The sequence below is a fragment of the Bacillus sp. RC240 genome (genome assembly GCF_044907945.1).
Classification (GTDB): domain Bacteria; phylum Bacillota; class Bacilli; order Bacillales; family Bacillaceae_G; genus Bacillus_A; species Bacillus_A mycoides.
The window spans coordinates 389,248-413,543 of record NZ_JBIYCT010000002.1 but is presented as its reverse complement, the minus strand read 5'-3'; the positions used below and the strand labels follow the sequence as shown (position 1 = coordinate 413,543).

The following is a 24,296-nucleotide window of genomic DNA, read 5'->3' as shown; positions in this document are numbered from 1 at the left end:
GTTTTTGTTGAAAAAGTCGGTTTGATAAAAGTATTTATTTTTGTTAGAATTTTATTGAAATTAAGAAGATGTGATGAGGTAGAAATTACTCATTTTTATGTATATGTGAAAAAACGAGCAAGACGGGGGTGGAAGTGTGGGATATCGATGTTATAGAATGGTATACCATTTAGAAAATGGAGAAACAATTAAAGATGTAAAAGAATTTTGTTACCGAGACCAAGGGAAAGTGTTAGAAAGAGTAGCGCACCGTGTAATGGATAATAGAGAAGTGACAGCGATTGATAAACAAGGAACAATCATTTCAATAGCGTGTGAGGACATTGTAAAGGTAGAACTTGATTACATAACAGAAAGTTAACCTTGAGTCATATCGAATTATTCGATACAATATACTGTTGAATGGTGAAGAGAGAAGAGAGGAGTTTATCATGGGTAATACACGACACTTTTATATGTTTATTTTAGCGTTTGTTCTTGTTGTGGCGTTAACGATTTATTTAATTGTTGATAGCAGCTGGTACAATACAGTTCATCCAGCATTCCTTCTTTTTATGTATGTAGGAATTGCGGTTGTTAGTTTCGGAATGAGAGACGAAATGTTAGATCGCTTTGAAAAGTGATACATATACGAAAGACCAACAGGAAAATGTTGGTCTTTTTTTCTTGCCAAAAATAGGATATTGTGTATATACTGTATATATAAGGTATATACAGTATATACACACTGGAGGAAAACATGAATATTATTATTTCGAATTCTTCCCAAGACCCTATTTATGTGCAAATAAGAAAACAATTAAGCCAGCTTATTTTAAATGGTGGTTTAAAGGGTGGAGACCAATTACCGTCTATTCGTAGCTTAGCGAAGGAATTACAGATTAGTGTAATTACAACGAAGCGTGCGTACGAGGAGCTTGAAAAAGAAGGATATATAGAAACTGTTGCTGGGAAAGGGACTTATGTTTCACGTAAAAATAATGAACTACTAAAAGAACAAAGGCTTCGTTTATTGGAAAGTAAAGCGGAAGAGATTGTGAATGAAAGTAAAGCGTTGCAGCTTTCACTTGAAGATTTACAGCAGATGATTGCGTGTTTATATGAGGGGGAATAAGGGATGTTAGAGCTAAAAAACGTTTGTAAAAGTTATCAAGATTTCTCAGTGAAAAATGTAAGTTTTACATTACCACGAGGATATATTATGGGATTTGTTGGACCAAATGGAGCCGGGAAAAGTACGACAATCAAAATGATTATGAATTTAATTAGAAAAGATAGCGGCGATATAAAAGTTTTTGGCAAGGACAATAAGAAAGCCGAAAAGGAAATAAAACAAAATATCGGTTTTGTATATGATGAAAATCATTATTACGAAGATTTAACGTGTGAACAAATGAAGCGTATTATTGCACCGTTATATGAAAAGTGGGACGAAAAGCAGTATCAATCGTATATGCAGAGATTACAAGTTCCAACGTATAAAAAGATTAAAGAGTTATCCAAAGGGATGAAAATGAAATTTGCGATTGCCATTGCACTTTCACATCACGCGGAGTTTATCATTATGGATGAACCGACAGCAGGATTAGACCCAGTTGTTCGAAGTGAATTACTTGATATGCTGCAAGAGATTGTAATGGAAGATGAAGTATCTGTATTATTTTCCACACACATTACAACAGACTTAGAGCGCATCGCGGATTATATTACGTTCATCAACGATGGAGAAATTATATTTACTGGTGAGAAAGATGAATTAATGGAGAATTACGTAATCGTAAAGGGAAACAATGATTTATTAGATCGAGAAGGAAAAGAACTATTTGTTGGCTTACGCAAAAATAAATTTGGTTTCGAAGGTTTAGCGAAGGATAAACAAGCAATTGTCGATTGGTTTGGAAATGAAGTTGTACTAGAAAAGCCTACATTAGATGATATTATCGTTTACACCGCGAAAGGGAGAGGTGCTTATGCGTCAGCTCATATATAAAGATTTGTTCTTTTTTAGGGTAACGTGGTTAGTGAATCTAATTGTGCCTCTTGTATTATTTATGTTAGATCCAAGTGGTGAATTGTTATTTTCGATGAGTTGTCTATTTATAACTCTTTCTTCCGTTATGACGTTAACTTTTATGGATGAAAGGAATAACAGTGACATTATTATAAATAGTTTACCGGTAAGCCGAAAGGATATCATAATTGCTAGATATGTTTCCAGTGCAGTATTTATTGTTGGTGGCATACTCTCTACGATGTTAGTTGTTTTTCTTGTAAGAGGCATTGTGGTCATTGGTGATATCGGTACCTATCATCCGAATCTATACATTGAAATTCCATGGTATGAAGTAATAAATGGAGCTGTTTACGCCGTATTTTTTGTTGTAACATTCTTTCCTAGTTATTATGTTACAAGGTCAAAGATAGCACGAAGTATAGTGTCAGGAGCATCAATGGTAGTTGGTGGAATTGCTTGGATATTCATAGGAGATGGATTGGATGAAACAACACCTTCATTCATTGAGTGGATTATGAATCCAGTGCATATCGGTGTATTTATAGTTGGAGGAATTATATTAGCTAGTGTCTATATCGCTTCTATGTTTCTTACAATTAAAATTTATGAAACGCGTGATTTATAGAGAGGGGAATTCATATGCAACAGTTGATTTTGAAGGAGTTTTTCTTACAGAAGAAGATGTTTCCTTTCTATTTTTTAATACCTATTTTATCTGTTTTTAGAAATTCCGTAGAACCGATGGGGATTGCAATAGGATTATTTATAACATGTAGTACGATTATATATATTTCTTTTTATTATGACGAGAAAAGTAAAATAGAAAAAGTATTAGTGAGTTTGCCGATAATGAGAAAAGAGATAGTTATAGCTAAATATATTTCAAGCACATTATTTATTATAGTCGGTTTGAGCATAACTTCTATAGTCGTAATATTAGGAAATATTTTGTTGAACAGAGATATAGTTATTCCTGGATATGCAATATTTTCAGCAATAGTAGCAACTTTGATTTATTGTGTAGTAACGATACCTACTAATTACATTGGAGGATATAAAGCTATTACTGTCTTGAATGTGATTATGATTTTTCCTTTAATGGGTATGATTGGCCTTATGTGCAATATTTTTGGTGATGAAATAATTATGTTAAAAGTACTCCACTCTCAAGAGGCTACACTAGCAATGAGTGTTCTTGGTATCGGAGTGTTAGTAAGTATAGTCATATCAATGTTTCTCTCAATGAAAATGTTTCAGGAGGCAGAGTTATAGAAGGGACATTTTCATATTAGGAGGGTAAAACATGATCAAGCAATTAGTCTTAAAAGATATAGTGTTGCAAAGAAAGTTAGGGTTTGCGTATCTTATATGTTTGTTTTTCCTTGCTATTGTTGATTTTCGTAGTGATAGCTTCCTTATGACGATTAGCTTATCTATACCTTTTCTTGGCATGGTACTGTCAATGAGTTATGAGGGGAAAAATAAAAGTGAAATAATAGTAAATAGTTTACCGTTACAACGTAAAGGAATTGTCATAGCAAAATACATATTTGTAAGTATTTTAGTTGCGTTAGGGGGGATTCTCTCACTTGTGGTTGGTTTGATTCAGTTACAAAATGAACATATAACTGGATTTATGCTGTGGGGAGAAATTCTCGGAGGTATAACAGGTGGGCTTGTTTGTAGCATAATTGTACTTCCGATTGAATTCTCAGTAGGATATAACAGTGCAAAACAAATTGCTCCTTTTATCGGAATAGCATTTGGGTATTTAAGTGGACTAATTGTAAGTAACGTATGGTTAGATGTAGAGAATGTTTGGAGCACGAGTCTAGTCGTAAATGTTTTTTTTATAGCTGGGCTGCTTCTTTTATATATCATGTCTATGTTATTCTCAATTCATTTGTATAGTGAGCGTGATTTGTAAGAGAGAGGAGAATAGTGTTGAAACAACTAATTTTAAAAGATTTCATCATTCAATGGAAATTTTTAATTTGGTACATATTGTATCCTGTTTTCTTTTATATGGCTTTAACAGATACGGAAAATCTGTTCATAATTATGTCAGTAATTATTACAATTGGGGCAACAGTAAAAACATTTGAAGCAGATAGTAAAAATGAGAGTGAAGTTATAGTAAGTAGTTTGCCAATATTCAGAAAACAAATTGTATATGCGAAATATATAGTAGCAATTATTATTCTCTTTATAAGCGTAACGGTCGGTTGTTTCACGATGGGAATGAAGAATGGGGTTAACCTATTTGAATTTATTGAAACGACAATGGTTGCTAGTATTAGCTTTATTTTAGTGTATTTAAGCTTTGTTTTACCGATATCGTTTTGGCTAGGGTATAAAAAAACTATTTTTATTACGATAGTAATATTCATGGCGCCGATTGTTATTTTAGAAACTTTGTTTCAAATCAACCTGGAACAAATTCAACTATACAACAGCGTGTTATTCGTTAGTTCAATTTGCATGTTCATAGTATCTATCTTCGTTTCAGTGAAATTGTATGAGAAGAGAGAATTTTAAAAGGTGCCTCGTAAAAGGCACCTTTTTCAATAACGGCAATACGAGAGCAAAAGTTTATAAACAGAAAGGCTATTAGGCACATCTTTCGGAGTATGTAATATAAAGCTGAAAACGATAACGAAAATGAGAAAGAGGAAAAATAAAAACAGGATCTGCTTATGTATAGAATTTTGCATATAACCCACTCCTTTTTTAGGTAGTATGTCCAAAAGAAAGAAGGATATGAAAAATTTTAGGAGGGAGAATGATGAAAAAAAGAAAATGGTTATATAGAATAGGAGTCCTTTTATTTTCAATTGGTCTCATATTAGCAAATTTTTACTCAGATATACCATCGCCATTTCCTAATTTGCATAAAGGGATTGGTATGAGTGTTGTCATAGCTGGTCTGCTTTGTCTGATCGCATCAAATTTCTATAGAAAATCTGAATGAATATAAAGTGAAACTTTAATCAGTGGGGGTTTTGTCCATCCCCACTGATTATTAGCCCGCACCAATCGGGCGTTTACGGGCAGCCCGACTCCCACCTAACTCCCTCGCATTCGCCGAATTTTGAGGTGGGGGTCTTACTGCCCGCGAATAGCGGGATAAAAAAAGGACAGTTACTTCTTTTCAGAAGAACTGTCCTTTTTAAATAACTTGTTCCATAGCTTGGCGATACTCCATATAATCACGATTGTAATGGAGGCAATAATTGACCAAGCGATAGATGCAATTTCAAGTGCCATGTTAGGAAGGAATGTAAGAATGAATAGTACTTTATGAAACAACCATTCTATTATATGAAAACTTATTTGTAATAGAATGACGATCCCGAGTGTAATCCATGCTAACATTTGTTTTCCTTTTTCTTTCCACATGACATTCACCTCACGTTAGCCTAATAATTTTAAGCCAACAGCGCCGCATAGAATGCAGCTTAAGAAGGCAAGGCGACGCCAATCCGCTGACTCGCGGAAAATAAGAATCCCGAGAAGTGCACTTCCGGCAGTTCCGATTCCAGTCCAAATTGCGTAAGCAGTTCCCATCGGTAATGTGTTCATTGCAAGAGATAAGAAGAAGAAGCTTACGCCAAAGTTAGCGATTAAAATTACTTTTGGTGCCCAGCCTTTCTTTTCAGTGGCTACTTTCATAAAGAGTACACCAACAATTTCACAAATACCAGCTAGAATTAAAAATACCCAAGCCATTTTATGCGGCCTCCTTCGCTTCTTTTTCTTCTGTTACTCGTTTTAAACCAATTACTCCGAAGAAGATTAAACCGATTAATAATACTTTTACGATAGAGAAAGGTTCTCCGAAGATGAAAATCTCTGTAAGAACGATTCCACCAGCTCCAATTCCTGTAAAGACTGCGTATACAGTGCCGACAGGTAAATCTTTATATGCTCTAAATAATAAGACGAAACTAATTGTAATTAATAGAGCAACACCAGCCCACTCAAGTGGTGCCTCCGCTTTTTTAAGTCCAATAACCCAAAAGATTTCAATAATACCAGCTATGATTACATAAATCCATGCCATATGTCATTTCTCCTTCCTACCAGTCGTTAGGTAAAGGGCTTAAAAACGACGCATTGCAAAGGAGCAATCCGTCAGTTTGAAAGGCCGCGCCAAAATACTTTCCAAGAAGCTTCTAAACGTGTCTCAAAACGATTTAAACCTGCGTATAGTAGTTCAACCATAAGGCCGTCAAGTAAGCATAAAAAAGCCTCCAAAGCATCTTTTACTTCAATGTTATGCAGTTCATCTTGTTCGCTTGCTCTTTTAAACACAGGGAATAAAAGTTTTCCGACATTTTCAATGTGTACATTCGCTTTATCAATAATTTGTTCGCGAAATGCATCCGGCGGAAAATAAGAAGTTCGTAACCAAAACATTGATTCTTCACTTTCACCAAATCGTTTTGCATAACCTTTTAACAGATTTACTAGCAATTCTTCAGTAGACGATTTTGAAAAATTTTCGATATCGTCAGTGAAGCTTTGTAAATCTTTTTGAAGAGCGGATTCTAAGCATGTAAAATATAGCTCTTCTTTTCCTTTAAAGTGTGCGTAAATCGATGGTTTTTTAATCCCAACTTCTTGAGCAATATTTGCTAATGAAGTTCCTTCGTAGCCGTAGCGCGCGAAATGAGAAAGTGCTACAGCTTTAATGCGGTTTGCTGTCATTTTCATCCCCTACCTACCGTTCGTTAGGTTCATTATATGAGATAAAAAATATAAAGTCAATAGGTGAAGAACTGAAAAAAGAGTGCTATGGTTGGCACTCTTTTCTAGACTGTTTTTCGCTCAATTAAATGGAATGAAAGTTCTTCTGAGTTTCCAATAATGTGTTCGTTTTGTATCTGTTTATGAAATAAAGAAAAAGCACGTGATCCCATTGTGAGCCCGGGATGCTCAATAGTTGTAATTTCTAATGCTTTTGAAATTTCATGGTTATCAAATCCCAGGATAGCGAGGTCTTCAGGTATGCGAATGCCATGTTTTTTTGCCTCTGTTAATAAACCAGCAGCTACTTGATCGTTCGCTGTGAAAATAGCGGTTGGACGATTTTTTATGTTTAAAATACGATGAAGTATTTTTGCCCCGTCCTGCATCGTATAACATTGATGAAAAACCCAATCAGGGTGCACTGTTTTTCCTTCTTGATGAAGAGTATCGGCGAAAGCTTTTTCACGATCGATTGAATTAGCACTTGTTTTTCTTGCTAAACAAATGCCGATTTTTTCATGACCTTTACTGAGTAAATAGGAAGTACCAAGGCGGAATCCTTCGTAATGATCTACATAGACAGATGAAATGAGGGGATGTTTCATTTTTTCACATGAAATAATAGGGGCAAATTTTGCGAACGGTTCAATTTGTTCCCATGAACTCGTGCGAGAGCAAATAATCATCCCGTCAAATTGCTTCATTTTCATCATTTCAAGAACGCGAATTTCTTCAATACTATCGTAATTCGTTTGGCATAAATTAATATGATATCCAGCTGCTAACGCTTCGTTTCCGATTCCTTCAATGATCGTGCTAAAGTACGGAAGATTAATAAAAGGTAGCATAACGCCAATTGTATATGTTTTACCCTTTATTAAATGGATAGCATTTATATTTTTTGCATAGTTCAATTCTTCAACTGCATCTAAAACACGCTTACGTTTTTCCTCTTTTACGTAAGGATGATTATTAAGGACACGAGAAACAGTTGATATAGATACACCAGCAGTTTTTGCAATTTGTTTTATATTGGCCATATGTATCACCTCTTTCCTTAATTATAAGGGGAAAATAATAAGAATGAAAAAAATCTTGACCTGAAAAGCTTTTCACAATCTATGTTATAAGCATGACTTCTGTTGTTCGCGTAACCTTTTTATTTGGGCGTAAGAATAGTGGGGTCTTTTTTGTATGTCTGCAAAGAATTTTTGTCAAAATGTGTGAGAATAACGTGGAAAGTTTTCGGAGGAGGCGTTTGATAACGAAGCGAATAGTAGAGAGTATAAACGCTTCACTCGTTAAGAGAACGGTATGAAAGGGCGGAAACAAATTGAAAAAAGGAATCATTTGTTTCGTGTTTTCTAGTGTAATACTTAGCTCATGTTCATTTCAGCAAACGATGCAAGAAGAAAAAACATTTGTAGGAACAACAGGAGGGGCTAAGGACCGTGTTACTGATCCGATTCCCCTAAAGGAACTTCCAAAATATTTTCCGGCAAAGTTTAAAGTTCCAACGTTTTTACCTTATGACATCACGAGTGATGTGAAGGGAGAGGTAAGAACGATGGGAAAGAAGAATGCTGTCTTAACGATTAAATATAAGCAACAAGAGAAAGGAAGGCACGATTATATAGAATTAACAGTGGCCAACTTTTCTTACAGTTTTCCATACCTCGTAGAAGAGAATCGATTTCAAGAACAAATGAAATTGAATAATGGAGCACCTGCTTATTTTAAAAATAAGGATGATTACGAGCGAGGGGACGAATTTGCTACGCTTATATGGAAAGAGAAGGGGATTGAATATCAGCTATTATATCGTAATGTAGATGAGAAAGTTGAAGATGTGATTAAACAAAATCTGCTGTACATTGCGAACAATATGGAATGAAAAAACTAGCTGTATCGTGCAGCTAGTTTTTTGTATATTATTTCTTTTTAATTTTTCCTGACCAAGATTTAAATCCACCTTTTAATTGGTAGAAATCTGTGTAGCCTTGTTTTTTTAAGTATTGAGCTGCACGACCTGTACGGAATCCGCTTTGGCAATATAAATAAACCGGTTGATCTTGGCGGAGTTCTTTGTGGCGAAGGCGAATTTGTGATAATGGAATGTTACGCGCACCTAAAATATGTCCCGCGTTAAATTCATCCGCTTCGCGAATATCGATAAGCTGTGCTTTACGGTAGCCAGCGCGAAATTCATCTTCTGAAAGTGTTTTAATTAATTTTTTCTGATAGAAATACATCCATACAGTGTAGCCGATGAATGCTGCAATTGCGGCTAGTATAATAATCAAGTTTGTTGACACGATTCTATCGCTCCCTTTTTTCTTATCCTACTTTCAATATTATAATGCCCATATGTATTTATGCAACAGATTCATTTGTATATAAGAAGAAATTTCGTATTCTTTCACAAATTTTGTCGAATTTGGTAGACTAGAGAATGTGAAAAATAATTGGTTATATGAGGTGCAGGATGGGAAAAGAAAAATGGTGTTATATTAACTCTGGTCAATGTTCACCAGCATTTAATATGGCGTTAGATGAATGTTTATTAAATTGGCAAAGTGCAAAGAAAATGTCACCAACAATTCGTTTTTATGAATGGGAAGTACCAACATTAACAGTCGGGTATTTCCAGCGTGTTGAAAAAGATATAAATATGGATGTAGTTAACGAAAAGAAATATGGATTTGTTCGTCGTCAAACAGGCGGCAGGGGTGTACTACATGACAAAGAATTAACGTACAGTGTTATTGTGTCTGAAGATCATCCGAATATGCCAAAAACAGTTACAGAAGCATATCGAATTATTTCGCAAGGCTTATTGGACGGTTTTAAGGCATTAGGATTAGAAGCGTATTATGCAGTTCCGAAAACAGAAGCGGATCGTGAGAATTTAAAAAATCCGCGTTCAGGAGTATGTTTTGATGCACCATCTTGGTATGAAATTGTAGTTGAAGGAAGAAAAATCGCGGGTAGTGCTCAAACACGTCAAAAAGGTGTTATCTTACAACACGGTTCTATTCCGTTAGAAATAGATTTAGATGAGTTATACGACCTATTTTTATTCCAAAATGAGCGAGTAAAAGAGCGTATGAAAAACATGTTTTCTTCTAAAGCGGTAGCGATTAATGAATTAACAGACCGTACATTTACGATTGAACAGTTAATTAAAGCGTTTGAAACTGGATTTGAAAAAGGTTTAGATATAGAGCTTGTGCCGTATGAACTAACAGAAGAACAGCTTCATGAAGTTCAAACTTTAGCAAAAGAGAAGTATGAAAGTAATGAATGGAATTATAAAAAATAAGGAGATGGCGACCGCCATCTCCTTATTTTTATAGTAAATTAAGTACTTTTTCTACTTTGATTCCTTTATCTTGTAAAGAACGAAGGCGATTTACAACGTCCATAATTTCTTTGTCGAATGTAACGCTAATACCTTGGCTTTGTAGTTCTTTTTTTAATCCTTCAATAGAATCATCTATGTCGATGCCAAGCTCGTAATCTTGACAAACTTCAATTGTCTTTTTCACAAGTTTAACATAATTTTCTTGTAGTTTTGTATTTGTTTCAGTCAAAGCAGGTTGCTTCGGTTTTGTAGGAGTAACCGGTGCTGTCTCTTGCTTTGTAACTGGAGTAGGTACTGCTTTTTTCACAGGTGCTGGAGTAGATAGTTCTATAGCTGCTTCAACACTTACTGACTTCGGCGTTGGTACCGGAGTAGGTTTAGGTGCAGCAGGTGTTTCTACTCGCGTAATAGGCTTTGGAGCAGGTGTAACTGCTTTTGGAGCTTCTACAACTACTTCTTTTTTCGGAGTAGCTTCTACAACTGTTTCTTCTTGCTCAGCAGCTTCTTTATTTTCTTTGCTCCACATAACGCGTTCAACTTCTAGAGAAACATTATTTTTGTTCATCGCTGTTAATGTAACTTTACCAACCTCAGCGTTCCCAGTGAAATCAACAATTTTATAAATAACACTCTTGTTCCAATCCACGTTTCCGCTCAAAAATAATTCTTCGTTACATTTTGGCGTTAAGCCCTCGATTTTAATTTCTGCGTTTACACCGTTTTCACTATATACCATAATTAGCGAAGCATTTACATCTTCGTCTGCTAACATTAGTTCACGTACCATTTTGCCGGTGCGTACTTGCGTTTTCTTCTTAACTGACATCAAATTTCTCCTCTCAAAAATTCAATAATAATAAAAAAATCGTATAACGAAAAATAATTGCTCACGAAGATTTATGATACCGATAATAAAAGCATCACGTCAACAATTAACTTTAATTATTTTGCATTTTTCTTATTTTCTTTATGAAATTTTTCAATTTGTAAAATTAGACAGAAGAAAAACAGCCGTTTGAAAGGCTGTTAAAATTTAGATGTTTTATATAAAAATTTGTACAGAATATAAAAAGAAAGTGTAACAAGAGCACCTTGCCAAATAGACAAATTATAAAATAAGTATGGTTGTGTTTTAAAAAATACGTTTGAAAAAACTGATAAGATAAAAGGTATAAACACTGATAATAAGAGGAGTGCTTTTTGTTTCCAGGAAACCAGTATTGTAAAAGAAAAACGTCTAAATAACGAAAAAGTTATGAAAGCACCGATTGTTAAAACGATAGCAGATAATATTGTTCCAGGAATACTAAGTGGAATTTCTGAAGTGTTTGTATCTGTAAATAGTTTTTGCATAAGAGTAGTAAATGTATCGTATCCAATTTGAATAGCTAATAATAAACTAACTGCAAATCCAATAACGGTAGCTTGTTGGAAAGAATTTTGATGCTCTGAAGAGTTAATCAATTCGTCGCAGTAAGCTTTTAAATCTTCTCCGAAAATATCATGTGCATTTTTACCATCTTCTTGCGCTTCTAAAAGATGATCCAATATTTCTAAAAGCAATTCTTCCATTTGCTTTTGCGGAACGCTAGTAAAGCGTAGATAAATAAGCATATCACCATAAGCAGCTTCGTTTTCAGGTGTTAATAATTTTCTTTTTTCATTGTTTAACTTAACCATTTCTTTTTCGGTCATAACCTCGTTACTCCTTTTTAAATTCTAAGTATTCTTTTTTGAAGAAAAGTTTATATAGTGCATAGCAAGAGATGGCAAGTAAAGCGCCAATCCAAGGTGAAATTTGCAGAGTAGTATAGGGCTTTTTTATAAATAAAAAGGAAATACCAATTAATAGTATCCATAGGCTATGGCGTATTAAAAAACTTCCTATATGCCTCCAAATAGTTGTTGTGTTTTTAAATAAATCAGTGTTAATAAAATCGAAAACAAAACGTATCATAAGATGTACGGACAAGATAAATACGAGCAGATAAATGAAATCAATGTGTACAAATTTAAAACGTGCTTCATTTGAAAATAAGGGAAATACCAATGCAATTACGGAAGAAATAGCAAAGTATATTGCTAACAGATAACTAGTTATAAATAAAGGAATCGATAATTGTTCCCATAAACTTGGCTTCGGTAGAGCAGCAATTAGCTCGTCACAGTACGCCTGTAAGTCGTCACCAAAAATATCATAAGCACTTTTTTCTTTTTGTTGAGCTTCAATAAGGTGATCAAGAATTTCAATTAGCAGTTCTTCTGCTTGGTACTCTGGCACTTTAGCTAGGCGGATGTATATTAACATGTCACTATAGGTGGTTTCGTTTTCTGCATTTAATAATTTACGCTTTTGATTATTTAATTCGATTAAATCTTTCGCCTTCATCCCCATCACTCCCCCTGTAATAAGTTGTTTACCGTCGTTGAAACCATTCCCCAACTTTTTTTAAATTCTTCAAGTTGTTCTAATCCCTTATCAGTTACGTGATAATATTTTCGCTTCGGTCCAAGAGAGGAAGCCTTTAATGTACCTTCAATAAGTTTCTCTTTTTGCATGCGTAACAATAAAGGATAGATGCTTCCTTCACTTACGAATGTAAAGCCGTGATTATTTAATTTTGTACTTAGTTCATATCCGTACACTTCTTCTTGTGAAATGATATATAGAATGCAACCTTCTAGTACACCTTTTAACATTTGGCTGTGCATGATTTCACCACCTTTTATCCAGGTAACTTGCCTTGCAAGGTAGCTGTTATCCAAATTATAACAGTCAGTAACTTGCAAAGCAAGTTACTGAAGTGGAAAACTTTAATCTGTGTTAATTTTCATGTGCTTCCCATACTAACGAGAGGAGGGAAGCACATGAAACCATTTATGCCAAAACTCGTTTACTTTGAACCGAGGGCACTCGAATATCCGCTTGGAAAAGAGCTTTATGAGAAGTTTACGAAGATGGGATTAGAAATTCGTGAAACGACATCACATAATCAAATTAGAAATTTTCCAGGGGAAAATGAATTGCAAAAGTATCGTAATGCAAAAGCAACACTTGTCGTTGGGGTGAGGAAGACGTTAAAGTTCGATACATCAAAACCTTCAGCTGAATATGCAATCCCGCTTGCAACAGGATGTATGGGGCATTGTCATTATTGTTATTTGCAAACGACACTTGGGAGCAAACCTTACGTAAGGGTGTATGTGAATCTAGATGAAATATTTGAGAAGGCAAAGCAATATATGGATGAAAGGGCCCCTGAAATAACAAGATTTGAAGCGGCGTGTACATCAGACATCGTTGGAATTGATCATTTGACACATGCATTAAAGCGGGCGATAGAGTTTATCGGAGAAAGTGAACATGGACGTTTACGTTTCGTTACGAAATATTCGCATGTTGATCATTTATTAGATGCAAAGCATAATGGGAAAACGCGTTTTCGATTTAGTATTAATTCACGTTATGTGATTAAAAATTTTGAACCAGGGACATCGCCATTTGAAGAGCGAATTGAGGCTGCTCGTAAAGTAGCGGGGGCTAATTATCCTCTTGGCTTTATTGTTGCGCCAATTTATATGCATGAAGGGTGGGAAGAAGGGTACCGTGAATTGTTTGAACGATTGTACAATGAGTTAAAAGACATGACGATACCAAATTTAACGTTCGAATTAATTCAACATCGTTTTACGAAACCAGCCAAAAAAGTCATTCAAGAACGTTATCCGAATACGAAACTTGAAATGGATGAAGAGAAGCGGAAATATAAATGGGGACGATACGGTATTGGGAAATATGTATATCAAAAGGATGATGCAGAAGTATTGGAAGAAACAATACGAGGTTATATATATGAGTATTTTCCCGATGCAGAAATTCAATATTTTACATAAGGGAAATCTGGATTCTTTTTTTGTTTTATATATTTAGGCTCGTTTCCACCTTGTCACGTTATTCTTTCTGGTGTATCATTTTATTGATTGCTTCGTACGGAATAAGCAAAATGAAATTGGATGGAGGAAACCGATGCCTACCCCTAGTATGGAAGATTATATTGAACAAATTTATTTGTTGATTGATGAAAAGGGTTATGCCCGTGTATCTGATATTGCTGAAGCGCTTAGTGTACATCCATCCTCTGTAACAAAAATGGTACAAAAATTAGACAAAGACGAATATCTAATTTATGAAAAATATAGAGGGCTTGTATTAACATCAAAAGGTAAAAAAATCGGAGAACGTCTCGTATATCGTCATGAATTGTTAGAACAGTTTATGCGCATTATCGGTGTGGATGAAAGCAAAATTTATAATGATGTAGAAGGAATTGAACATCATTTAAGTTGGGAATCAATTGACCGTATCGGTGATTTAGTACAATACTTTGAACAAGATGAAGTTCGAGTAGAAACACTTCGTGGTGTTCAAAAAGCAAATGAAGAGAAAAGTAATTAAGGGGAACGTGTGGCGTTTCCTTTTTTATTTCAATCGAAAAGGACGGGAGAATCATGAAAGCGATTATTTTTGATTTTGATGGATTAATTGTGGACACAGAAACAATATGGTTTCACTCTTTCAGAGATGCTGTTCGTGAATACGGCAGCGAGTTACCTTTAGAGGAATTTGCGAAATGTATTGGAACGACAGATGAAGTGCTTTATGCATATTTAAAAGAGCAATTAAAAGAAAAGTTTAATGAGCATACATTAAAGGAAAAAGTAACAACTTTACATAAAGAAAAAATGAAAATACCGAAAGCACGTGACGGGGTAAAAGAATATTTAGAAGAAGCGAAAGAACTTGGATTGAAAATCGCATTAGCCTCTAGTTCATCTAGGGAGTGGGTCGTTCGTTTTTTAGAAGAGCTACAAATTAGAGATTATTTTGAAGTGATTAAAACGCGAGAAGATGTAGAGAAGGTAAAACCAGATCCAGCTCTTTATAAAGTTGCGATAGAAGAATTAGGAATTGAACCATCAGAAGCTGTTGTATTTGAAGATTCATTAAATGGATTGAAAGCAGCGGTGGCAGCAGGATTAAAATGTGTCGTCGTACCTAATGATGTGACAAGAAATTTACAATTTGAAAACCATCACCTTCGTATCGAAAGTATGAAAGATAAAAGTTTGAAAGAAGTACTTCAACATATAAAGTGAAACTTTAATCAGTCGGGGCTTTTCTCATCCCCACTGATTATTTGCCCATACTAATTGAGATAAAAAAGACCGTATTTCCTAAAAGGAAGCACGGTCTTTCTTTTTGTTTTTTTTACCTTCAATGACAGTTAAATGAGATTGTTTTCTTTTTCTTTTCAACGATGGAGAATTACCCTTTTTCCCCTTGTCATCAGAAGCATTTCGTTTCAAGAAAGAATTACTTAGGGGTGCTACATTTTGTTTCCCGTGTTTGCGGTTCGATTGTTTCGCTGCACGCTTATATGAGCTTTGCGAATTTGCAGAACCACTAGAGTTTGTAAACATTTTGTAGAGTAAGTAAAAGATACCGACGACAGCTAACATGATACCAATGTTTTTCAATACTTCCATTGGATTTGTAATAACAGATGAAACAAGGCCGAATATTGCTAATCCGATAATAAGCACAAATATAGCGAATGTAAACGAACGACCGTTCATAAGGGACACCTCCTAAAAACATATATTAAAATTAGTATATTAACGATGAGGAAAGGAGTTGAACACCATTTTTAAATAATTATTGTTTGTTTTCTAAACGTAATAATTCTTCAAACGATGCGATTGCAACTTCCGCTTGATCATCTGTTGGTTCTTTCGTTGTTAATAGTTGCAGCCATAATCCTGGATATCCAAGTACTCGCAAAACAGGGACATCTCGTAATCGATTGGTAAATTGTAATACTTCAAAAGAAATGCCGAGAACAACTGGAATTAATAAAATTCTGTTTACTACCCTTGCCCAAAGTGGATCTGTAGGAACTAGGAAATAAACAAACATTCCAATAATGACTGTAAATATTATAAAGCTACTGCCACAGCGATAATGGAGGCGAGTTTGCTTTTGAACATTTTCTACAGTCAGTGGAAGGTTATTCTCGTAAGCATTGATTACTTTATGTTCCGCACCGTGGTACTGAAATACCCGCTTAATAAGTGGGGTTAAAGAAATGAAGTATATATAGCTCAATAATAGCATGAGCTTAATGACACTTTCGACAATGATTTGCCCTGTATGAGATGGGAAAATCGGTCTCGTTAATTCAGCTAAAAGTGCAGGAACTGCTGTGAAAATTACTTTACCGAATATGAACGATAAAACGCCAACTGCTGCAACTCCTAATACCATCGTTAATTTTGATTGTTCTTCTTTTTTATTTGCAAGTTGTTCATCTTCTTCTGGGTGGACATCAAATCGTTCTGAAGCAAAGTTTAAATGTTTCGCTCCATTCGCACTTGCATCCACAATAGCGGCAATACCTCGTAAAAATGGAATTTTCTTTAGTAGAGATAATGCTTTATTACGAACGCGTGGTAAACGATAAAATTCAATCGATTTATCTTTACGACGAACCGCTGTAACAGTATATTCTCTACCGCCAAACATAACTCCTTCTATGACTGCCTGCCCGCCATATATTTGTTTTGACTCTTCTGCCATGTTAACACCAACCTGTATTTGTTTCTCTCTTATGTAGAAAAAGAGGCAATTGTCATACTTGGTTTTGTCATCTTGAAATAAGACAATCACCGAGTTTCCTTTATTTTATCGACAAATACAGGCAGATGACAAGGGAAAATGTTACGAGAGTCGGACATTTCTTATTCTTTTTATAGACAAATTTTGCAGGATTTAAACATGCCTCAAAATAGTTTCGGGCATACTAGTGAGCGGAGGTGTCAATGTGAATCAAGAACAATCAACAATAAGAAACTTTGTACAAATTGGTTTATTTGGTGGCTTATTTTGGGGAGGTATATGGTATTTCCTTCATATATTCTCATTTACAGAAGCTGGACCTAACTATTTACTTTTACCGTTTGCATTTGGAGATTGGAAAGAAGGGGTTTGGGGAAATGTACTAGGTATCGTTTGTATGGGACTTCTTTCAATTTTAGTGGCATTTCTCTATAAAGCCCTTTTTAAAAAGTTTGAAGGAGTATTCCCTGGCGTACTATACGGTTTGTTTTGGTGGGCATTATTATTTTTGGGGATGGGGCTAATGGCACCTGTTATTAAAAGTGCACTCCATTTACCGAAAGAAACAATTGTAACGACAATATGTATCTTTATATTATATGGTGTTTTTATTTCGTATTCTGTAGCATTCGAATCGAATAATACAAATAGAGGAGAAGGGGTCGAGAAGACAAACTATTCAAATAAGTGATTCCTATGTTAAAATGTCGTATAGACATTTTTTAATATTAAGGAGTTTTAAGAAAATGAAAAAGTTACTCCTCGTAAATGGTCCTAACCTAAATCGCCTTGGCGTTAGGGAAGTAAATGTATACGGAAAAGGAACGTTAGCGACGCTTGAAACAGATATGAAACACGAAGCAGAGAAAATGGGAGTGGAGTTAGAATGTTTCCAATCGAATCATGAAGGTGCTATTATCGATCGTCTTCATGAGGCTGAAGATATATATGAAGGGATCATTTTAAATCCTGGAGCATTTACGCATTATAGCTATGCGATTCGAGATGCAATTGCGAGCATTTCGATTCCTGTTATTGAAGTACATATTTCTAACATTCACCAGCGTGAATCGTTCCGTCACGAATCTGTGACGGCGGCTGTTTGTGCGGGACAAATTGTTGGATTTGGTTTTTATGGCTATAAGTTAGCGTTATTTGCATTAATGGAGAAATTGAGGGAGGCATAAAGTAATGGAAAAGATCGAGAGATTAAGAAGTGCGTTTGATGAGGCTGGTATTGACGGTATCGTATTAACGAATGAACATAGCCGTAGATATATGGCGAATTTCACAGGAACAGCTGGTGTTGTACTAATTTCAAAAGAGCGTGCTCTATTTATTACAGATTTCCGTTATGTAGAGCAAGCTAGTAAGCAAGCGGTTGGATACGAAATAGTGCAGCATGCAGGATTAATTCTTGATGAAGTTGCGAAACAAGTTAAAGAACTTGGAATTCAAAAGCTAGGATTTGAGCAAGATACTCTTACATATAGCTCTTACGTAACGCATAATGAAGCGATCGAAGCTGAATTCATCCCAACTTCTGGGCTTGTAGAAAAGTTACGCTTGATAAAGACTGATTCAGAGATTAAGATATTAAAGGAAGCTGCACAGATTGCAGATGCTGCCTTTGAGCATATTCTATCATTCATTCGCCCGGGAGTATCTGAAATTGAAGTGTCAAATGAACTTGAATTTTTCATGAGAAAACAAGGAGCAACATCTTCTTCGTTTGATATTATCGTTGCTTCAGGTCTTCGTTCGGCATTACCGCACGGCGTGGCATCTGAAAAAGTGATAGAAAAAGGAGATTTCGTTACATTAGACTTCGGCGCTTATTACAAAGGATATTGCTCTGATATTACTCGTACGATTGCAGTCGGTGAACCATCTGATAAATTAAAAGAAATTTATAATATTGTTTTAGAAGCACAACTACGTGGTGTGAACGGTATTAAAGCTGGTTTAACGGGTCGTGAGGCTGATGCATTAACGCGTGATTACATAACGGAAAAAGGATATGGTGAATACTTCGGACACTCTACTGGTCATGGAATCGGTCTTGAAATCCATGAAGCACCAGGTTTAGCGTTCCGTTCTGATACAGTACTTGAACCAGGTATGGCTGTAACAGTAGAACCAGGTATTTATATTCCAGGTGTTGGCGGGGTACGTATTGAAGATGATATCATTGTAACAAGTGAAGGTAATGAAGTAATAACGAAATCACCAAAAGAACTTATTATTTTGTAATACACAGGAGGATTTTTTTACATGATTTCAGTAAACGATTTTCGTACAGGTTTAACAATTTCAGTGGACAATGCCCTTTGGCAAGTAATGGATTTCCAACACGTAAAGCCAGGTAAAGGTGCTGCATTCGTTCGCTCTAAACTACGTAACCTTCGCACAGGATCTGTTCAAGAGAAAACATTCCGTGCAGGTGAAAAAGTAGAAAAAGCACACATCGAAAACCGTCGTATGCAATACTTATACGCGAGCGGTGAGTCTCACGTATTTATGGATAACGAAACTTATGAGCAAATCGAACTTGGTGAAAACCAAATCGAGCGCGAATTAAAATTCTTAAAAGAAAACATGGGAGTATCTATTATGACATACCAAGATGAAATACTTGGTGTTGAACTTCCGAACACAGTTGAATTAAAAGTTGCAGAAACAGAGCCTGGTATTAAAGGTGACACAGCTTCTAACGTAACAAAACCAGCTAAATTAGAAACTGGTCTTGTTGTACAAGTACCAATCTTCATTAACGAAGGCGAAATGCTTATCATCAACACTGGTGAAGGTAAATACGTTTCTCGTGCATAGTAGAAAAGCACTCGTGATTATCACGAGTGCTTTTTTTATAGGAAATAGGGCAGATAGTAAATTGCAGTTATAGCAAAACTAACTGTGACGAGTGAAAGGGTACCCATAATATATGGAGTCAAAACAATTTGAAACGGGCGTATTTCACCAGTTTCAATACCGGTAAAAGTTTTATTCGTTGCATGATCCATATTGTTATTTCTAAAGGTACTCATAATAATTAACCACGTAATTGCAAATATTGCTAGACTGCCAAGGAAAAAGCTCTCCATAAATGACCAGCCGACCATTTTTGAAAAAAGATAAATAATAGCTAATTCTACTACAATTGTTAAACTAATTTTCAATCCTTTCATATTTTCCCCCCTCATTTTGTACTTCCAACCAATTTGAAAATTTTTCGCATGATACAACATGCAGTACGCAAGGTGATTTTACTTCTTTCTCCAAAGCAGCGTGTATGTCTGGAAATTGTTTTTCCACATGTAATGAAATGTAAGGTAGTTTCTCTTGTGCTTTTAAAGAGCGAATGTTATTCGTTTTAGCACCGGCAAATACGTATGTAAGTTGCAAGTCTAAAAAAGCGATTTTAAAGATCTCTTTTTTAGCAGATTCGTTATATCCTCTTCCCCAATATTGATAGCCGAGCCAACTTCCAATATGTGAGTGCTTTTGTTCGTAATTAATATGTTTAAGTGTCGTGAGGCCAATTATTTCATTTTCCTCACTTACAATCACTCTTGATAAGGAGTGCTTTTTTCGTTCCTCTTCAATTGCAAAAAGAATGAATGTTTTTGTATCTTCCACTGATTCTACTTTTAGCCCTAATGCATTTTTTACATGTGGATTGCTTGATAGCTCAAAAAGCACATTTGCATATCGTAAATCGAGTGGTAATAAAGTAACTTGCTTCATCATCTATGCTCCTTTTCTATTAAATATACCATAAAATAATTAGAATATTCAGCTTTCTATTAAGTCGATAGAGAAAAATTATGTTTTTACTTCTGAAATAGACAACCTCTGCATATGGTTGTACAAATATATTCTTTTTCAGAATAAGGAAGTAGTAACTGTTATGGGAGAAGGTGGGAGAATGAAACAGTGGCTAGCGGCAATGGAAACATCCGTGCTTGTTATGGGGTTACTTCGGTTGTTTTCAGGAAGCGCGGAAATATTCGCCGCTTTGCTTATGCTTTACGTGAATGATGCGAAGAAAGCATTGTTTATAAATGGTATGTTGGCGTTTGTTGGACCGACCGTATTAATTTTAACAATGACAATTGGCATAGCGAGTGTAGCAAGTGAGATTTCTTTCTTGAAACTCTTTTTTCTAGCACTTGGAATTGGCTGCATTTTTATCGCGTTGTTGAAATAGTAAGTCGAGTATAGTGGGGAGAAGCTTATGAAAGAAGTATTAGAAGTTTTACCGAAAACGATGAAACAGTTAGTTGAAGGTTGTAAGCAATACGATACTCTAGAGGAAATTCGCGTTCGAATTGGAAGGCCACTAGAGTGTATCGCACATGGAGAAGTGTTTTTCTATGACTATATCGCTACAGCGGAAGATGCAATCCATTTATTGAATAAATTAAGTCAATTCTCAATTTATACGATGGAAGAGGAATTGAAACGTGGATATGCGACACTACGAGGAGGACATAGAATTGGCCTAGCAGGAAAAGTCATTACAGAAAAAAGTGCAGTGAAAATGATTCGGGATGTCTCTTCTTTTAATATTCGTATTGCCCGTCAAAAAATAGGGATTGCTGAGCCGCTTCTGCCATATCTTTATGAATCGCGATGGTTAAACACGATGGTAATTGGGCCACCGCAAACGGGGAAAACAACACTTTTAAGAGATGTAGCACGCTGTATGAGTCAAGGTGTAAGTGCTTCGAAAATCCCTTCATGTAAAGTGGGAATTGTTGATGAACGATCAGAAATTGCGGGCTGTGTGAAAGGAATCCCGCAATATGACTTTGGCACGCGAGTAGATGTATTAGACGCTTGTCCAAAAGCTGAAGGAATGATGATGATGATCCGTTCTATGAGCCCAGACATATTAATCGTAGATGAAATTGGACGTAAAGAAGATAGTGAAGCAATTATGGAGGCGGTGCATGCCGGCGTTCAGCTTTTTATAAGTGCACATGGATTTTCTTATGATGATGTTGTGAAACGTCCATCGTTACAGGCGGTGCTGGAACTTGGTGTATTTGATCGGTTTGTGGAATTGTCAAAAGCGAGAGGGCCAGGAACGGTTATGCAAGTGAAAGATAAATATGGAAAATCAGTATTACCTCATAGAAAGGCTCAAGGCGTATGGTGAAAATATTTGGTGCGGTATTAATAGTTGCTGTTAGCACTTTTTTCGGATTTTCATACGCTAAAAGGTACAGTGAGAGACCGCGGCAACTTAGGTTATTGAAGGCAGCATTGCAATCATTAGAAGCTGAAATTATGTATGGACACACGCCGTTATCTGAGGCTGCAGAGCGTTTAGTCAAACAAATGCCGAAGCCGTTAAATTGGATATTTCAAAGCTTTTCGAAACGGCTAGAGGACGGGGAGCAAACAGTTAGAGAAGCTTGGATTGATAGTTTGAAGGAGAACTGGACGTTAACGGCGTTTAAACAAACCGAGTATGAAATCTTACAACAATTTGGTGAAACACTTGGACAACATGATCGTGAATCACAGCAAAAACATATTCGCTTATGTATTACACATTTGGAGAGAGAAGAAGGAGAAGCGAAAGCATTACAACTACAATATGAAAAAATGATAAAGAGTTTAGGGGTACTAGCAGGGCTACTTATCGTAATTTTACTGCTATAGGGGGGAGAAAGGCGATGTCCATTGATGTTGGATTAATATTTCAAATCGCCGGAATCGGCATTGTTTTAGCTTTCATTCATACTGTACTAAAAGAATTAAAGCGAGAGGATATTGCAAATTGGGTTATCCTTGTCGGTTTTGTCGTTATTTTGTTTCATGTTGCATTTTTAATTAATACTCTATTCGACAAGATTAAAAGTGTCTTTCTCTTCCAGTAAAGGAGGCGGTTCGAATCGAAATTATACAAATTGTCGGATTAGGCCTCGTTGCTACATTTTTAGCTGCTGTTTTAAATCAGCATAAGTCTAGTATTACATCGTTATTTATTGTGTTCATTGGTAGCATGATGTTTCTTCTCTTAATCGATCAAATTCATTCTATTTTACAAATGATTGAGAGAGTGGCGAGTGAAGCGAAGGTTAGCAACGTATATGTAGAAACGTTATTGAAAATTATAGGGATTGCTTATATCGCTGAGTTTGGTGCGCAAATTACAAAGGATGCTGGTCAAGGTGCAATCGCTTCGAAAATTGAATTAGCTGGGAAAATCTTAATTCTCGTCATGGCAATTCCTATTTTGACGGTTGTAATTGAAACAATTCTCGGTTTTTTACCTACGGGATAAGGGGGAGTGAATGTTGAGGAAGTTTGGAGCTAAGCTATTATTTGCTTGCTTCCTTTTCTTTTCTTTACCGATTGTTGTACAAGCTTCTCCTATAGAAACAAACGTCGTTGATCAACAATTGGATAAGCTCGGAATTGAAGATGTGAAGCAATTTTGGGACGGGCTTGTTACAAAGTATGGAGGCTATTTACCAGAGAGTCAAAAAGGAAGCTTTATGGAGTTTGTAAAGGGAGAAAAAGAGTTCTCCATAAAAGAGTGGATGATAGGTCTACTAAAATATTTATTTCATGAGCTTGTTGCAAATGGAAAGTTACTTGGAACGCTCATTATGCTCACGATTTTCAGTGCATTGTTGCAATCGTTACAATCTGCTTTTTCAAAGAGTAGCGTGAGTAAAATCGCTGATGCAGTCGTATACATGGTACTTATTATTTTCGCTTTAAATAGTTTTTATGTCGTTATGACATATGCAAGAGAGACGATACAAACAATGGTAGATTTTATACTAGCGTTATTACCAATTTTACTTGCACTCGTAGCAACAGGCGGCGGTGTTGTTTCTGTATCATTTTTTCATCCAATCATCATTTTCTTAATGAATACGAGTGGGCTTCTTATGAACTATATCGTTCTACCACTTTTATTACTTGCAACTATATTAAGTATTGTAAGCACGATGAGTGATCAATATAAAGTTACGAAATTGTCCAAGCTTTTGCAAAACGTTAGTGTTGGGATTATTGGTATCTTTTTGACGGTTTTTTTAGGCGTATTATCTGTACAGGGAACAGCGTCAGCCGTTGCTGATGGTATAGCTGTGAAAACGGCTAAATTTGTAACAGGAAACTTCATTCCTGTAGTAGGAAGGATGTTTACTGAGGCGGCGGATACTGTTATTAGTGCATCTGGATTATTAAAAAACACAGTAGGAATTATCGGGCTCGTTATTTTATGCTTAATTGTCGCTTTCCCAGCGATTCAAATTTTTTGTATCGCGTTTATTTATAAATTCGCAGCAGCAGTATTGCAACCAGTAGGCGGAGGAGCAATTATTCAATGTTTAGATATCATTGGACGAAGTATCATTTACGTATTTGCTTGCTTAGCTATCGTATCATTTATGTTCTTTTTAAGTATCACAATTATTATTGCTGCCGGGAACATTACTCTCATGATGCGGTAGGAGGTGAAG

General features: G+C 35.7%; 38 protein-coding genes. 24 read left to right on the top strand and 14 right to left on the bottom strand.

Annotation, left to right across the window (positions count from 1 at the left end):
• Nucleotides 1-157: 157 nt before the first annotated feature.
• The 9 genes from ABH955_RS10135 (at nucleotide 158) to ABH955_RS10095 (ending at nucleotide 4,985) form a co-directional block, all read left to right on the top strand.
• Complete coding sequence (locus tag ABH955_RS10135; RefSeq protein WP_000262495.1) at nucleotides 158-361, top strand: DUF3929 family protein; 204 nt, start codon at nucleotides 158-160, stop codon at nucleotides 359-361.
• Between the two features lie 70 nt (nucleotides 362-431).
• Nucleotides 432-623 carry a hypothetical protein gene (locus ABH955_RS10130; protein WP_002088608.1) on the top strand — a complete coding sequence of 64 codons (192 nt, stop codon included), beginning with the start codon at nucleotides 432-434 and terminating at the stop codon, nucleotides 621-623.
• Nucleotides 624-739: 116 nt separating this feature from the next.
• Complete coding sequence (locus ABH955_RS10125) at nucleotides 740-1,114, top strand: GntR family transcriptional regulator (protein WP_001021351.1); 375 nt, start codon at nucleotides 740-742, stop codon at nucleotides 1,112-1,114.
• A 3-nt stretch (nucleotides 1,115-1,117) separates the two neighbouring features.
• On the top strand, nucleotides 1,118-1,990 hold the full coding sequence (locus ABH955_RS10120) for an ABC transporter ATP-binding protein (RefSeq protein WP_269480967.1): 873 nt from the start codon (nucleotides 1,118-1,120) through the stop codon (nucleotides 1,988-1,990).
• Complete coding sequence (locus tag ABH955_RS10115) at nucleotides 1,971-2,639, top strand: ABC-2 transporter permease (protein ID WP_404491086.1); 669 nt, start codon at nucleotides 1,971-1,973, stop codon at nucleotides 2,637-2,639. The genes ABH955_RS10120 and ABH955_RS10115 overlap by 20 nt, the downstream gene beginning before the upstream one ends.
• A 14-nt stretch (nucleotides 2,640-2,653) precedes the next feature.
• Nucleotides 2,654-3,286: an ABC-2 transporter permease gene (locus ABH955_RS10110; protein WP_002034007.1), complete on the top strand. Its 633-nt coding sequence runs from the start codon at nucleotides 2,654-2,656 to the stop codon at nucleotides 3,284-3,286.
• Between the two features lie 31 nt (nucleotides 3,287-3,317).
• Nucleotides 3,318-3,941: an ABC-2 transporter permease gene (locus ABH955_RS10105; RefSeq protein WP_404491084.1), complete on the top strand. Its 624-nt coding sequence runs from the start codon at nucleotides 3,318-3,320 to the stop codon at nucleotides 3,939-3,941.
• A 14-nt stretch (nucleotides 3,942-3,955) separates the two neighbouring features.
• Nucleotides 3,956-4,552 (top strand): ABC-2 transporter permease, encoded by a 597-nt coding sequence (locus ABH955_RS10100; protein ID WP_033728154.1) that lies wholly within the window; start codon nucleotides 3,956-3,958, stop codon nucleotides 4,550-4,552.
• A 247-nt stretch (nucleotides 4,553-4,799) separates the two neighbouring features.
• Nucleotides 4,800-4,985, top strand: coding sequence for a hypothetical protein (locus ABH955_RS10095; protein ID WP_016096117.1), 186 nt, complete (start codon nucleotides 4,800-4,802; stop codon nucleotides 4,983-4,985).
• A gap of 170 nt (nucleotides 4,986-5,155) precedes the next feature.
• On the opposite strand, the gene ABH955_RS10090 is transcribed toward ABH955_RS10095, so the two are convergent.
• The 5 genes from ABH955_RS10090 to ABH955_RS10070 form a co-directional block, all read right to left on the bottom strand.
• Complete coding sequence (locus tag ABH955_RS10090; protein WP_088040143.1) at nucleotides 5,156-5,413, bottom strand: DUF3975 family protein; 258 nt, start codon at nucleotides 5,411-5,413, stop codon at nucleotides 5,156-5,158.
• Nucleotides 5,414-5,428: 15 nt separating this feature from the next.
• The gene (locus ABH955_RS10085; RefSeq protein WP_002015033.1) at nucleotides 5,429-5,743 is read right to left on the bottom strand and encodes a DMT family transporter; all 315 of its coding nucleotides are present in this window, start codon (nucleotides 5,741-5,743) and stop codon (nucleotides 5,429-5,431) included.
• A 1-nt stretch (nucleotide 5,744) separates the two neighbouring features.
• Nucleotides 5,745-6,077 (bottom strand): DMT family transporter, encoded by a 333-nt coding sequence (locus ABH955_RS10080; protein WP_000312339.1) that lies wholly within the window; start codon nucleotides 6,075-6,077, stop codon nucleotides 5,745-5,747.
• Between the two features lie 71 nt (nucleotides 6,078-6,148).
• Nucleotides 6,149-6,730 (bottom strand): TetR/AcrR family transcriptional regulator, encoded by a 582-nt coding sequence (locus tag ABH955_RS10075; protein ID WP_002034003.1) that lies wholly within the window; start codon nucleotides 6,728-6,730, stop codon nucleotides 6,149-6,151.
• Nucleotides 6,731-6,828: 98 nt separating this feature from the next.
• The gene (locus ABH955_RS10070) at nucleotides 6,829-7,806 is read right to left on the bottom strand and encodes a LacI family DNA-binding transcriptional regulator (protein ID WP_404491082.1); all 978 of its coding nucleotides are present in this window, start codon (nucleotides 7,804-7,806) and stop codon (nucleotides 6,829-6,831) included.
• 317 nt (nucleotides 7,807-8,123) lie between these two features.
• Here ABH955_RS10070 and ABH955_RS10065 point away from each other — a divergent pair, with 317 nt between their 5' ends.
• Nucleotides 8,124-8,660, top strand: a complete 537-nt coding sequence (locus ABH955_RS10065; RefSeq protein WP_404454368.1) for a DNA polymerase III subunit delta — start codon at nucleotides 8,124-8,126, stop codon at nucleotides 8,658-8,660.
• 37 nt (nucleotides 8,661-8,697) lie between these two features.
• Here ABH955_RS10065 and ABH955_RS10060 read toward each other — a convergent pair whose 3' ends face one another.
• Entirely contained in the window at nucleotides 8,698-9,081 is a 384-nt protein-coding gene (locus ABH955_RS10060) for a rhodanese-like domain-containing protein (protein ID WP_002015038.1), read from the bottom strand.
• Nucleotides 9,082-9,251: 170 nt separating this feature from the next.
• Between ABH955_RS10060 and ABH955_RS10055 the strand changes: the two genes are divergently transcribed.
• The gene (locus tag ABH955_RS10055; RefSeq protein WP_269480969.1) at nucleotides 9,252-10,088 is read left to right on the top strand and encodes a lipoate--protein ligase family protein; all 837 of its coding nucleotides are present in this window, start codon (nucleotides 9,252-9,254) and stop codon (nucleotides 10,086-10,088) included.
• Nucleotides 10,089-10,116: 28 nt separating this feature from the next.
• On the opposite strand, the gene ABH955_RS10050 is transcribed toward ABH955_RS10055, so the two are convergent.
• The 4 genes from ABH955_RS10050 to ABH955_RS10035 form a co-directional block, all read right to left on the bottom strand.
• On the bottom strand, nucleotides 10,117-10,956 hold the full coding sequence (locus ABH955_RS10050; RefSeq protein WP_002138306.1) for a hypothetical protein: 840 nt from the start codon (nucleotides 10,954-10,956) through the stop codon (nucleotides 10,117-10,119).
• Nucleotides 10,957-11,156: 200 nt separating this feature from the next.
• Complete coding sequence (locus tag ABH955_RS10045; RefSeq protein ID WP_372488340.1) at nucleotides 11,157-11,825, bottom strand: DUF1048 domain-containing protein; 669 nt, start codon at nucleotides 11,823-11,825, stop codon at nucleotides 11,157-11,159.
• Between the two features lie 7 nt (nucleotides 11,826-11,832).
• Nucleotides 11,833-12,519 (bottom strand): DUF1129 family protein, encoded by a 687-nt coding sequence (locus ABH955_RS10040; protein ID WP_372488342.1) that lies wholly within the window; start codon nucleotides 12,517-12,519, stop codon nucleotides 11,833-11,835.
• 5 nt (nucleotides 12,520-12,524) lie between these two features.
• A complete protein-coding gene (locus tag ABH955_RS10035) occupies nucleotides 12,525-12,842 on the bottom strand; it encodes a PadR family transcriptional regulator (protein ID WP_372488344.1) in 318 nt (105 codons plus the stop codon).
• Between the two features lie 156 nt (nucleotides 12,843-12,998).
• Between ABH955_RS10035 and splB the strand changes: the two genes are divergently transcribed.
• From splB to ABH955_RS10020, 3 genes are all read left to right on the top strand, one after another.
• Nucleotides 12,999-14,024 carry a spore photoproduct lyase gene (gene splB / locus ABH955_RS10030; protein ID WP_002067092.1) on the top strand — a complete coding sequence of 342 codons (1,026 nt, stop codon included), beginning with the start codon at nucleotides 12,999-13,001 and terminating at the stop codon, nucleotides 14,022-14,024.
• A gap of 133 nt (nucleotides 14,025-14,157) precedes the next feature.
• The gene (gene mntR, locus ABH955_RS10025; RefSeq protein WP_001143080.1) at nucleotides 14,158-14,586 is read left to right on the top strand and encodes a transcriptional regulator MntR; all 429 of its coding nucleotides are present in this window, start codon (nucleotides 14,158-14,160) and stop codon (nucleotides 14,584-14,586) included.
• A gap of 53 nt (nucleotides 14,587-14,639) precedes the next feature.
• Nucleotides 14,640-15,287, top strand: coding sequence for an HAD family hydrolase (locus tag ABH955_RS10020; RefSeq protein ID WP_050000317.1), 648 nt, complete (start codon nucleotides 14,640-14,642; stop codon nucleotides 15,285-15,287).
• 78 nt (nucleotides 15,288-15,365) lie between these two features.
• Here the strand turns inward: ABH955_RS10020 and ABH955_RS10015 are convergent, their stop codons facing one another.
• The gene (locus ABH955_RS10015) at nucleotides 15,366-15,767 is read right to left on the bottom strand and encodes an SA1362 family protein (protein WP_002015046.1); all 402 of its coding nucleotides are present in this window, start codon (nucleotides 15,765-15,767) and stop codon (nucleotides 15,366-15,368) included.
• A 79-nt stretch (nucleotides 15,768-15,846) separates the two neighbouring features.
• Nucleotides 15,847-16,767 carry a DUF1385 domain-containing protein gene (locus ABH955_RS10010; RefSeq protein WP_002015047.1) on the bottom strand — a complete coding sequence of 307 codons (921 nt, stop codon included), beginning with the start codon at nucleotides 16,765-16,767 and terminating at the stop codon, nucleotides 15,847-15,849.
• Between the two features lie 244 nt (nucleotides 16,768-17,011).
• On the opposite strand from ABH955_RS10010, the gene ABH955_RS10005 reads away from it, so the two are divergent.
• The 4 genes from ABH955_RS10005 to efp are packed head-to-tail and all read left to right on the top strand — an operon-like array spanning nucleotide 17,012 to nucleotide 19,638.
• Nucleotides 17,012-17,497, top strand: a complete 486-nt coding sequence (locus ABH955_RS10005; protein ID WP_002015048.1) for a YqhR family membrane protein — start codon at nucleotides 17,012-17,014, stop codon at nucleotides 17,495-17,497.
• A gap of 55 nt (nucleotides 17,498-17,552) precedes the next feature.
• Complete coding sequence (aroQ, locus tag ABH955_RS10000) at nucleotides 17,553-17,993, top strand: type II 3-dehydroquinate dehydratase (RefSeq protein ID WP_002015049.1); 441 nt, start codon at nucleotides 17,553-17,555, stop codon at nucleotides 17,991-17,993.
• Nucleotides 17,994-17,997: 4 nt separating this feature from the next.
• Entirely contained in the window at nucleotides 17,998-19,059 is a 1,062-nt protein-coding gene (gene pepQ / locus ABH955_RS09995; RefSeq protein ID WP_002015050.1) for a Xaa-Pro dipeptidase, read from the top strand.
• Between the two features lie 21 nt (nucleotides 19,060-19,080).
• Complete coding sequence (gene efp / locus ABH955_RS09990; protein WP_002129052.1) at nucleotides 19,081-19,638, top strand: elongation factor P; 558 nt, start codon at nucleotides 19,081-19,083, stop codon at nucleotides 19,636-19,638.
• A 35-nt stretch (nucleotides 19,639-19,673) separates the two neighbouring features.
• On the opposite strand, the gene ABH955_RS09985 is transcribed toward efp, so the two are convergent.
• A complete protein-coding gene (locus ABH955_RS09985; RefSeq protein ID WP_002129051.1) occupies nucleotides 19,674-19,994 on the bottom strand; it encodes a hypothetical protein in 321 nt (106 codons plus the stop codon).
• Nucleotides 19,975-20,556, bottom strand: coding sequence for a GNAT family N-acetyltransferase (locus ABH955_RS09980; RefSeq protein WP_404445327.1), 582 nt, complete (start codon nucleotides 20,554-20,556; stop codon nucleotides 19,975-19,977). The genes ABH955_RS09985 and ABH955_RS09980 overlap by 20 nt, the downstream gene beginning before the upstream one ends.
• A 178-nt stretch (nucleotides 20,557-20,734) precedes the next feature.
• On the opposite strand from ABH955_RS09980, the gene ABH955_RS09975 reads away from it, so the two are divergent.
• The 6 genes from ABH955_RS09975 to spoIIIAE are packed head-to-tail and all read left to right on the top strand — an operon-like array spanning nucleotide 20,735 to nucleotide 24,287.
• Entirely contained in the window at nucleotides 20,735-21,016 is a 282-nt protein-coding gene (locus tag ABH955_RS09975; protein WP_000816054.1) for a YqhV family protein, read from the top strand.
• A 27-nt stretch (nucleotides 21,017-21,043) separates the two neighbouring features.
• Nucleotides 21,044-21,970, top strand: coding sequence for a stage III sporulation protein AA (gene spoIIIAA, locus ABH955_RS09970; protein ID WP_404454005.1), 927 nt, complete (start codon nucleotides 21,044-21,046; stop codon nucleotides 21,968-21,970).
• Nucleotides 21,964-22,479, top strand: a complete 516-nt coding sequence (gene spoIIIAB, locus ABH955_RS09965) for a stage III sporulation protein SpoIIIAB (RefSeq protein WP_002088574.1) — start codon at nucleotides 21,964-21,966, stop codon at nucleotides 22,477-22,479. The genes spoIIIAA and spoIIIAB overlap by 7 nt, the downstream gene beginning before the upstream one ends.
• A 14-nt stretch (nucleotides 22,480-22,493) precedes the next feature.
• Complete coding sequence (spoIIIAC, locus tag ABH955_RS09960; protein WP_000020914.1) at nucleotides 22,494-22,697, top strand: stage III sporulation protein AC; 204 nt, start codon at nucleotides 22,494-22,496, stop codon at nucleotides 22,695-22,697.
• A 23-nt stretch (nucleotides 22,698-22,720) separates the two neighbouring features.
• The gene (gene spoIIIAD, locus ABH955_RS09955; protein ID WP_078172833.1) at nucleotides 22,721-23,104 is read left to right on the top strand and encodes a stage III sporulation protein AD; all 384 of its coding nucleotides are present in this window, start codon (nucleotides 22,721-22,723) and stop codon (nucleotides 23,102-23,104) included.
• 10 nt (nucleotides 23,105-23,114) lie between these two features.
• The gene (gene spoIIIAE, locus ABH955_RS09950) at nucleotides 23,115-24,287 is read left to right on the top strand and encodes a stage III sporulation protein AE (RefSeq protein WP_002067101.1); all 1,173 of its coding nucleotides are present in this window, start codon (nucleotides 23,115-23,117) and stop codon (nucleotides 24,285-24,287) included.
• Nucleotides 24,288-24,296: the final 9 nt, after the last annotated feature.

Coding starts and splice junctions, on each gene's coding strand:
- ABH955_RS10135 (WP_000262495.1), top strand. CDS start 158: ATGGTATACCATTTAGAAAATGGAGAAACAATTAAAGATGTAAAAGAA.
- ABH955_RS10130 (WP_002088608.1), top strand. CDS start 432: ATGGGTAATACACGACACTTTTATATGTTTATTTTAGCGTTTGTTCTT.
- ABH955_RS10125 (WP_001021351.1), top strand. CDS start 740: ATGAATATTATTATTTCGAATTCTTCCCAAGACCCTATTTATGTGCAA.
- ABH955_RS10120 (WP_269480967.1), top strand. CDS start 1,118: ATGTTAGAGCTAAAAAACGTTTGTAAAAGTTATCAAGATTTCTCAGTG.
- ABH955_RS10115 (WP_404491086.1), top strand. CDS start 1,971: ATGCGTCAGCTCATATATAAAGATTTGTTCTTTTTTAGGGTAACGTGG.
- ABH955_RS10110 (WP_002034007.1), top strand. CDS start 2,654: ATGCAACAGTTGATTTTGAAGGAGTTTTTCTTACAGAAGAAGATGTTT.
- ABH955_RS10105 (WP_404491084.1), top strand. CDS start 3,318: ATGATCAAGCAATTAGTCTTAAAAGATATAGTGTTGCAAAGAAAGTTA.
- ABH955_RS10095 (WP_016096117.1), top strand. CDS start 4,800: ATGAAAAAAAGAAAATGGTTATATAGAATAGGAGTCCTTTTATTTTCA.
- ABH955_RS10090 (WP_088040143.1), bottom strand. CDS start 5,413: ATGTGGAAAGAAAAAGGAAAACAAATGTTAGCATGGATTACACTCGGG.
- ABH955_RS10085 (WP_002015033.1), bottom strand. CDS start 5,743: ATGGCTTGGGTATTTTTAATTCTAGCTGGTATTTGTGAAATTGTTGGT.
- ABH955_RS10080 (WP_000312339.1), bottom strand. CDS start 6,077: ATGGCATGGATTTATGTAATCATAGCTGGTATTATTGAAATCTTTTGG.
- ABH955_RS10075 (WP_002034003.1), bottom strand. CDS start 6,730: ATGAAAATGACAGCAAACCGCATTAAAGCTGTAGCACTTTCTCATTTC.
- ABH955_RS10070 (WP_404491082.1), bottom strand. CDS start 7,806: ATGGCCAATATAAAACAAATTGCAAAAACTGCTGGTGTATCTATATCA.
- ABH955_RS10055 (WP_269480969.1), top strand. CDS start 9,252: ATGGGAAAAGAAAAATGGTGTTATATTAACTCTGGTCAATGTTCACCA.
- ABH955_RS10050 (WP_002138306.1), bottom strand. CDS start 10,956: ATGTCAGTTAAGAAGAAAACGCAAGTACGCACCGGCAAAATGGTACGT.
- ABH955_RS10045 (WP_372488340.1), bottom strand. CDS start 11,825: ATGACCGAAAAAGAAATGGTTAAGTTAAACAATGAAAAAAGAAAATTA.
- ABH955_RS10040 (WP_372488342.1), bottom strand. CDS start 12,519: ATGAAGGCGAAAGATTTAATCGAATTAAATAATCAAAAGCGTAAATTA.
- ABH955_RS10035 (WP_372488344.1), bottom strand. CDS start 12,842: ATGCACAGCCAAATGTTAAAAGGTGTACTAGAAGGTTGCATTCTATAT.
- splB (WP_002067092.1), top strand. CDS start 12,999: ATGAAACCATTTATGCCAAAACTCGTTTACTTTGAACCGAGGGCACTC.
- mntR (WP_001143080.1), top strand. CDS start 14,158: ATGCCTACCCCTAGTATGGAAGATTATATTGAACAAATTTATTTGTTG.
- ABH955_RS10020 (WP_050000317.1), top strand. CDS start 14,640: ATGAAAGCGATTATTTTTGATTTTGATGGATTAATTGTGGACACAGAA.
- ABH955_RS10015 (WP_002015046.1), bottom strand. CDS start 15,767: ATGAACGGTCGTTCGTTTACATTCGCTATATTTGTGCTTATTATCGGA.
- ABH955_RS10010 (WP_002015047.1), bottom strand. CDS start 16,767: ATGGCAGAAGAGTCAAAACAAATATATGGCGGGCAGGCAGTCATAGAA.
- aroQ (WP_002015049.1), top strand. CDS start 17,553: ATGAAAAAGTTACTCCTCGTAAATGGTCCTAACCTAAATCGCCTTGGC.
- pepQ (WP_002015050.1), top strand. CDS start 17,998: ATGGAAAAGATCGAGAGATTAAGAAGTGCGTTTGATGAGGCTGGTATT.
- efp (WP_002129052.1), top strand. CDS start 19,081: ATGATTTCAGTAAACGATTTTCGTACAGGTTTAACAATTTCAGTGGAC.
- ABH955_RS09985 (WP_002129051.1), bottom strand. CDS start 19,994: ATGAAAGGATTGAAAATTAGTTTAACAATTGTAGTAGAATTAGCTATT.
- ABH955_RS09980 (WP_404445327.1), bottom strand. CDS start 20,556: ATGATGAAGCAAGTTACTTTATTACCACTCGATTTACGATATGCAAAT.
- ABH955_RS09975 (WP_000816054.1), top strand. CDS start 20,735: ATGAAACAGTGGCTAGCGGCAATGGAAACATCCGTGCTTGTTATGGGG.
- spoIIIAA (WP_404454005.1), top strand. CDS start 21,044: ATGAAAGAAGTATTAGAAGTTTTACCGAAAACGATGAAACAGTTAGTT.
- spoIIIAB (WP_002088574.1), top strand. CDS start 21,964: ATGGTGAAAATATTTGGTGCGGTATTAATAGTTGCTGTTAGCACTTTT.
- spoIIIAC (WP_000020914.1), top strand. CDS start 22,494: ATGTCCATTGATGTTGGATTAATATTTCAAATCGCCGGAATCGGCATT.
- spoIIIAE (WP_002067101.1), top strand. CDS start 23,115: ATGTTGAGGAAGTTTGGAGCTAAGCTATTATTTGCTTGCTTCCTTTTC.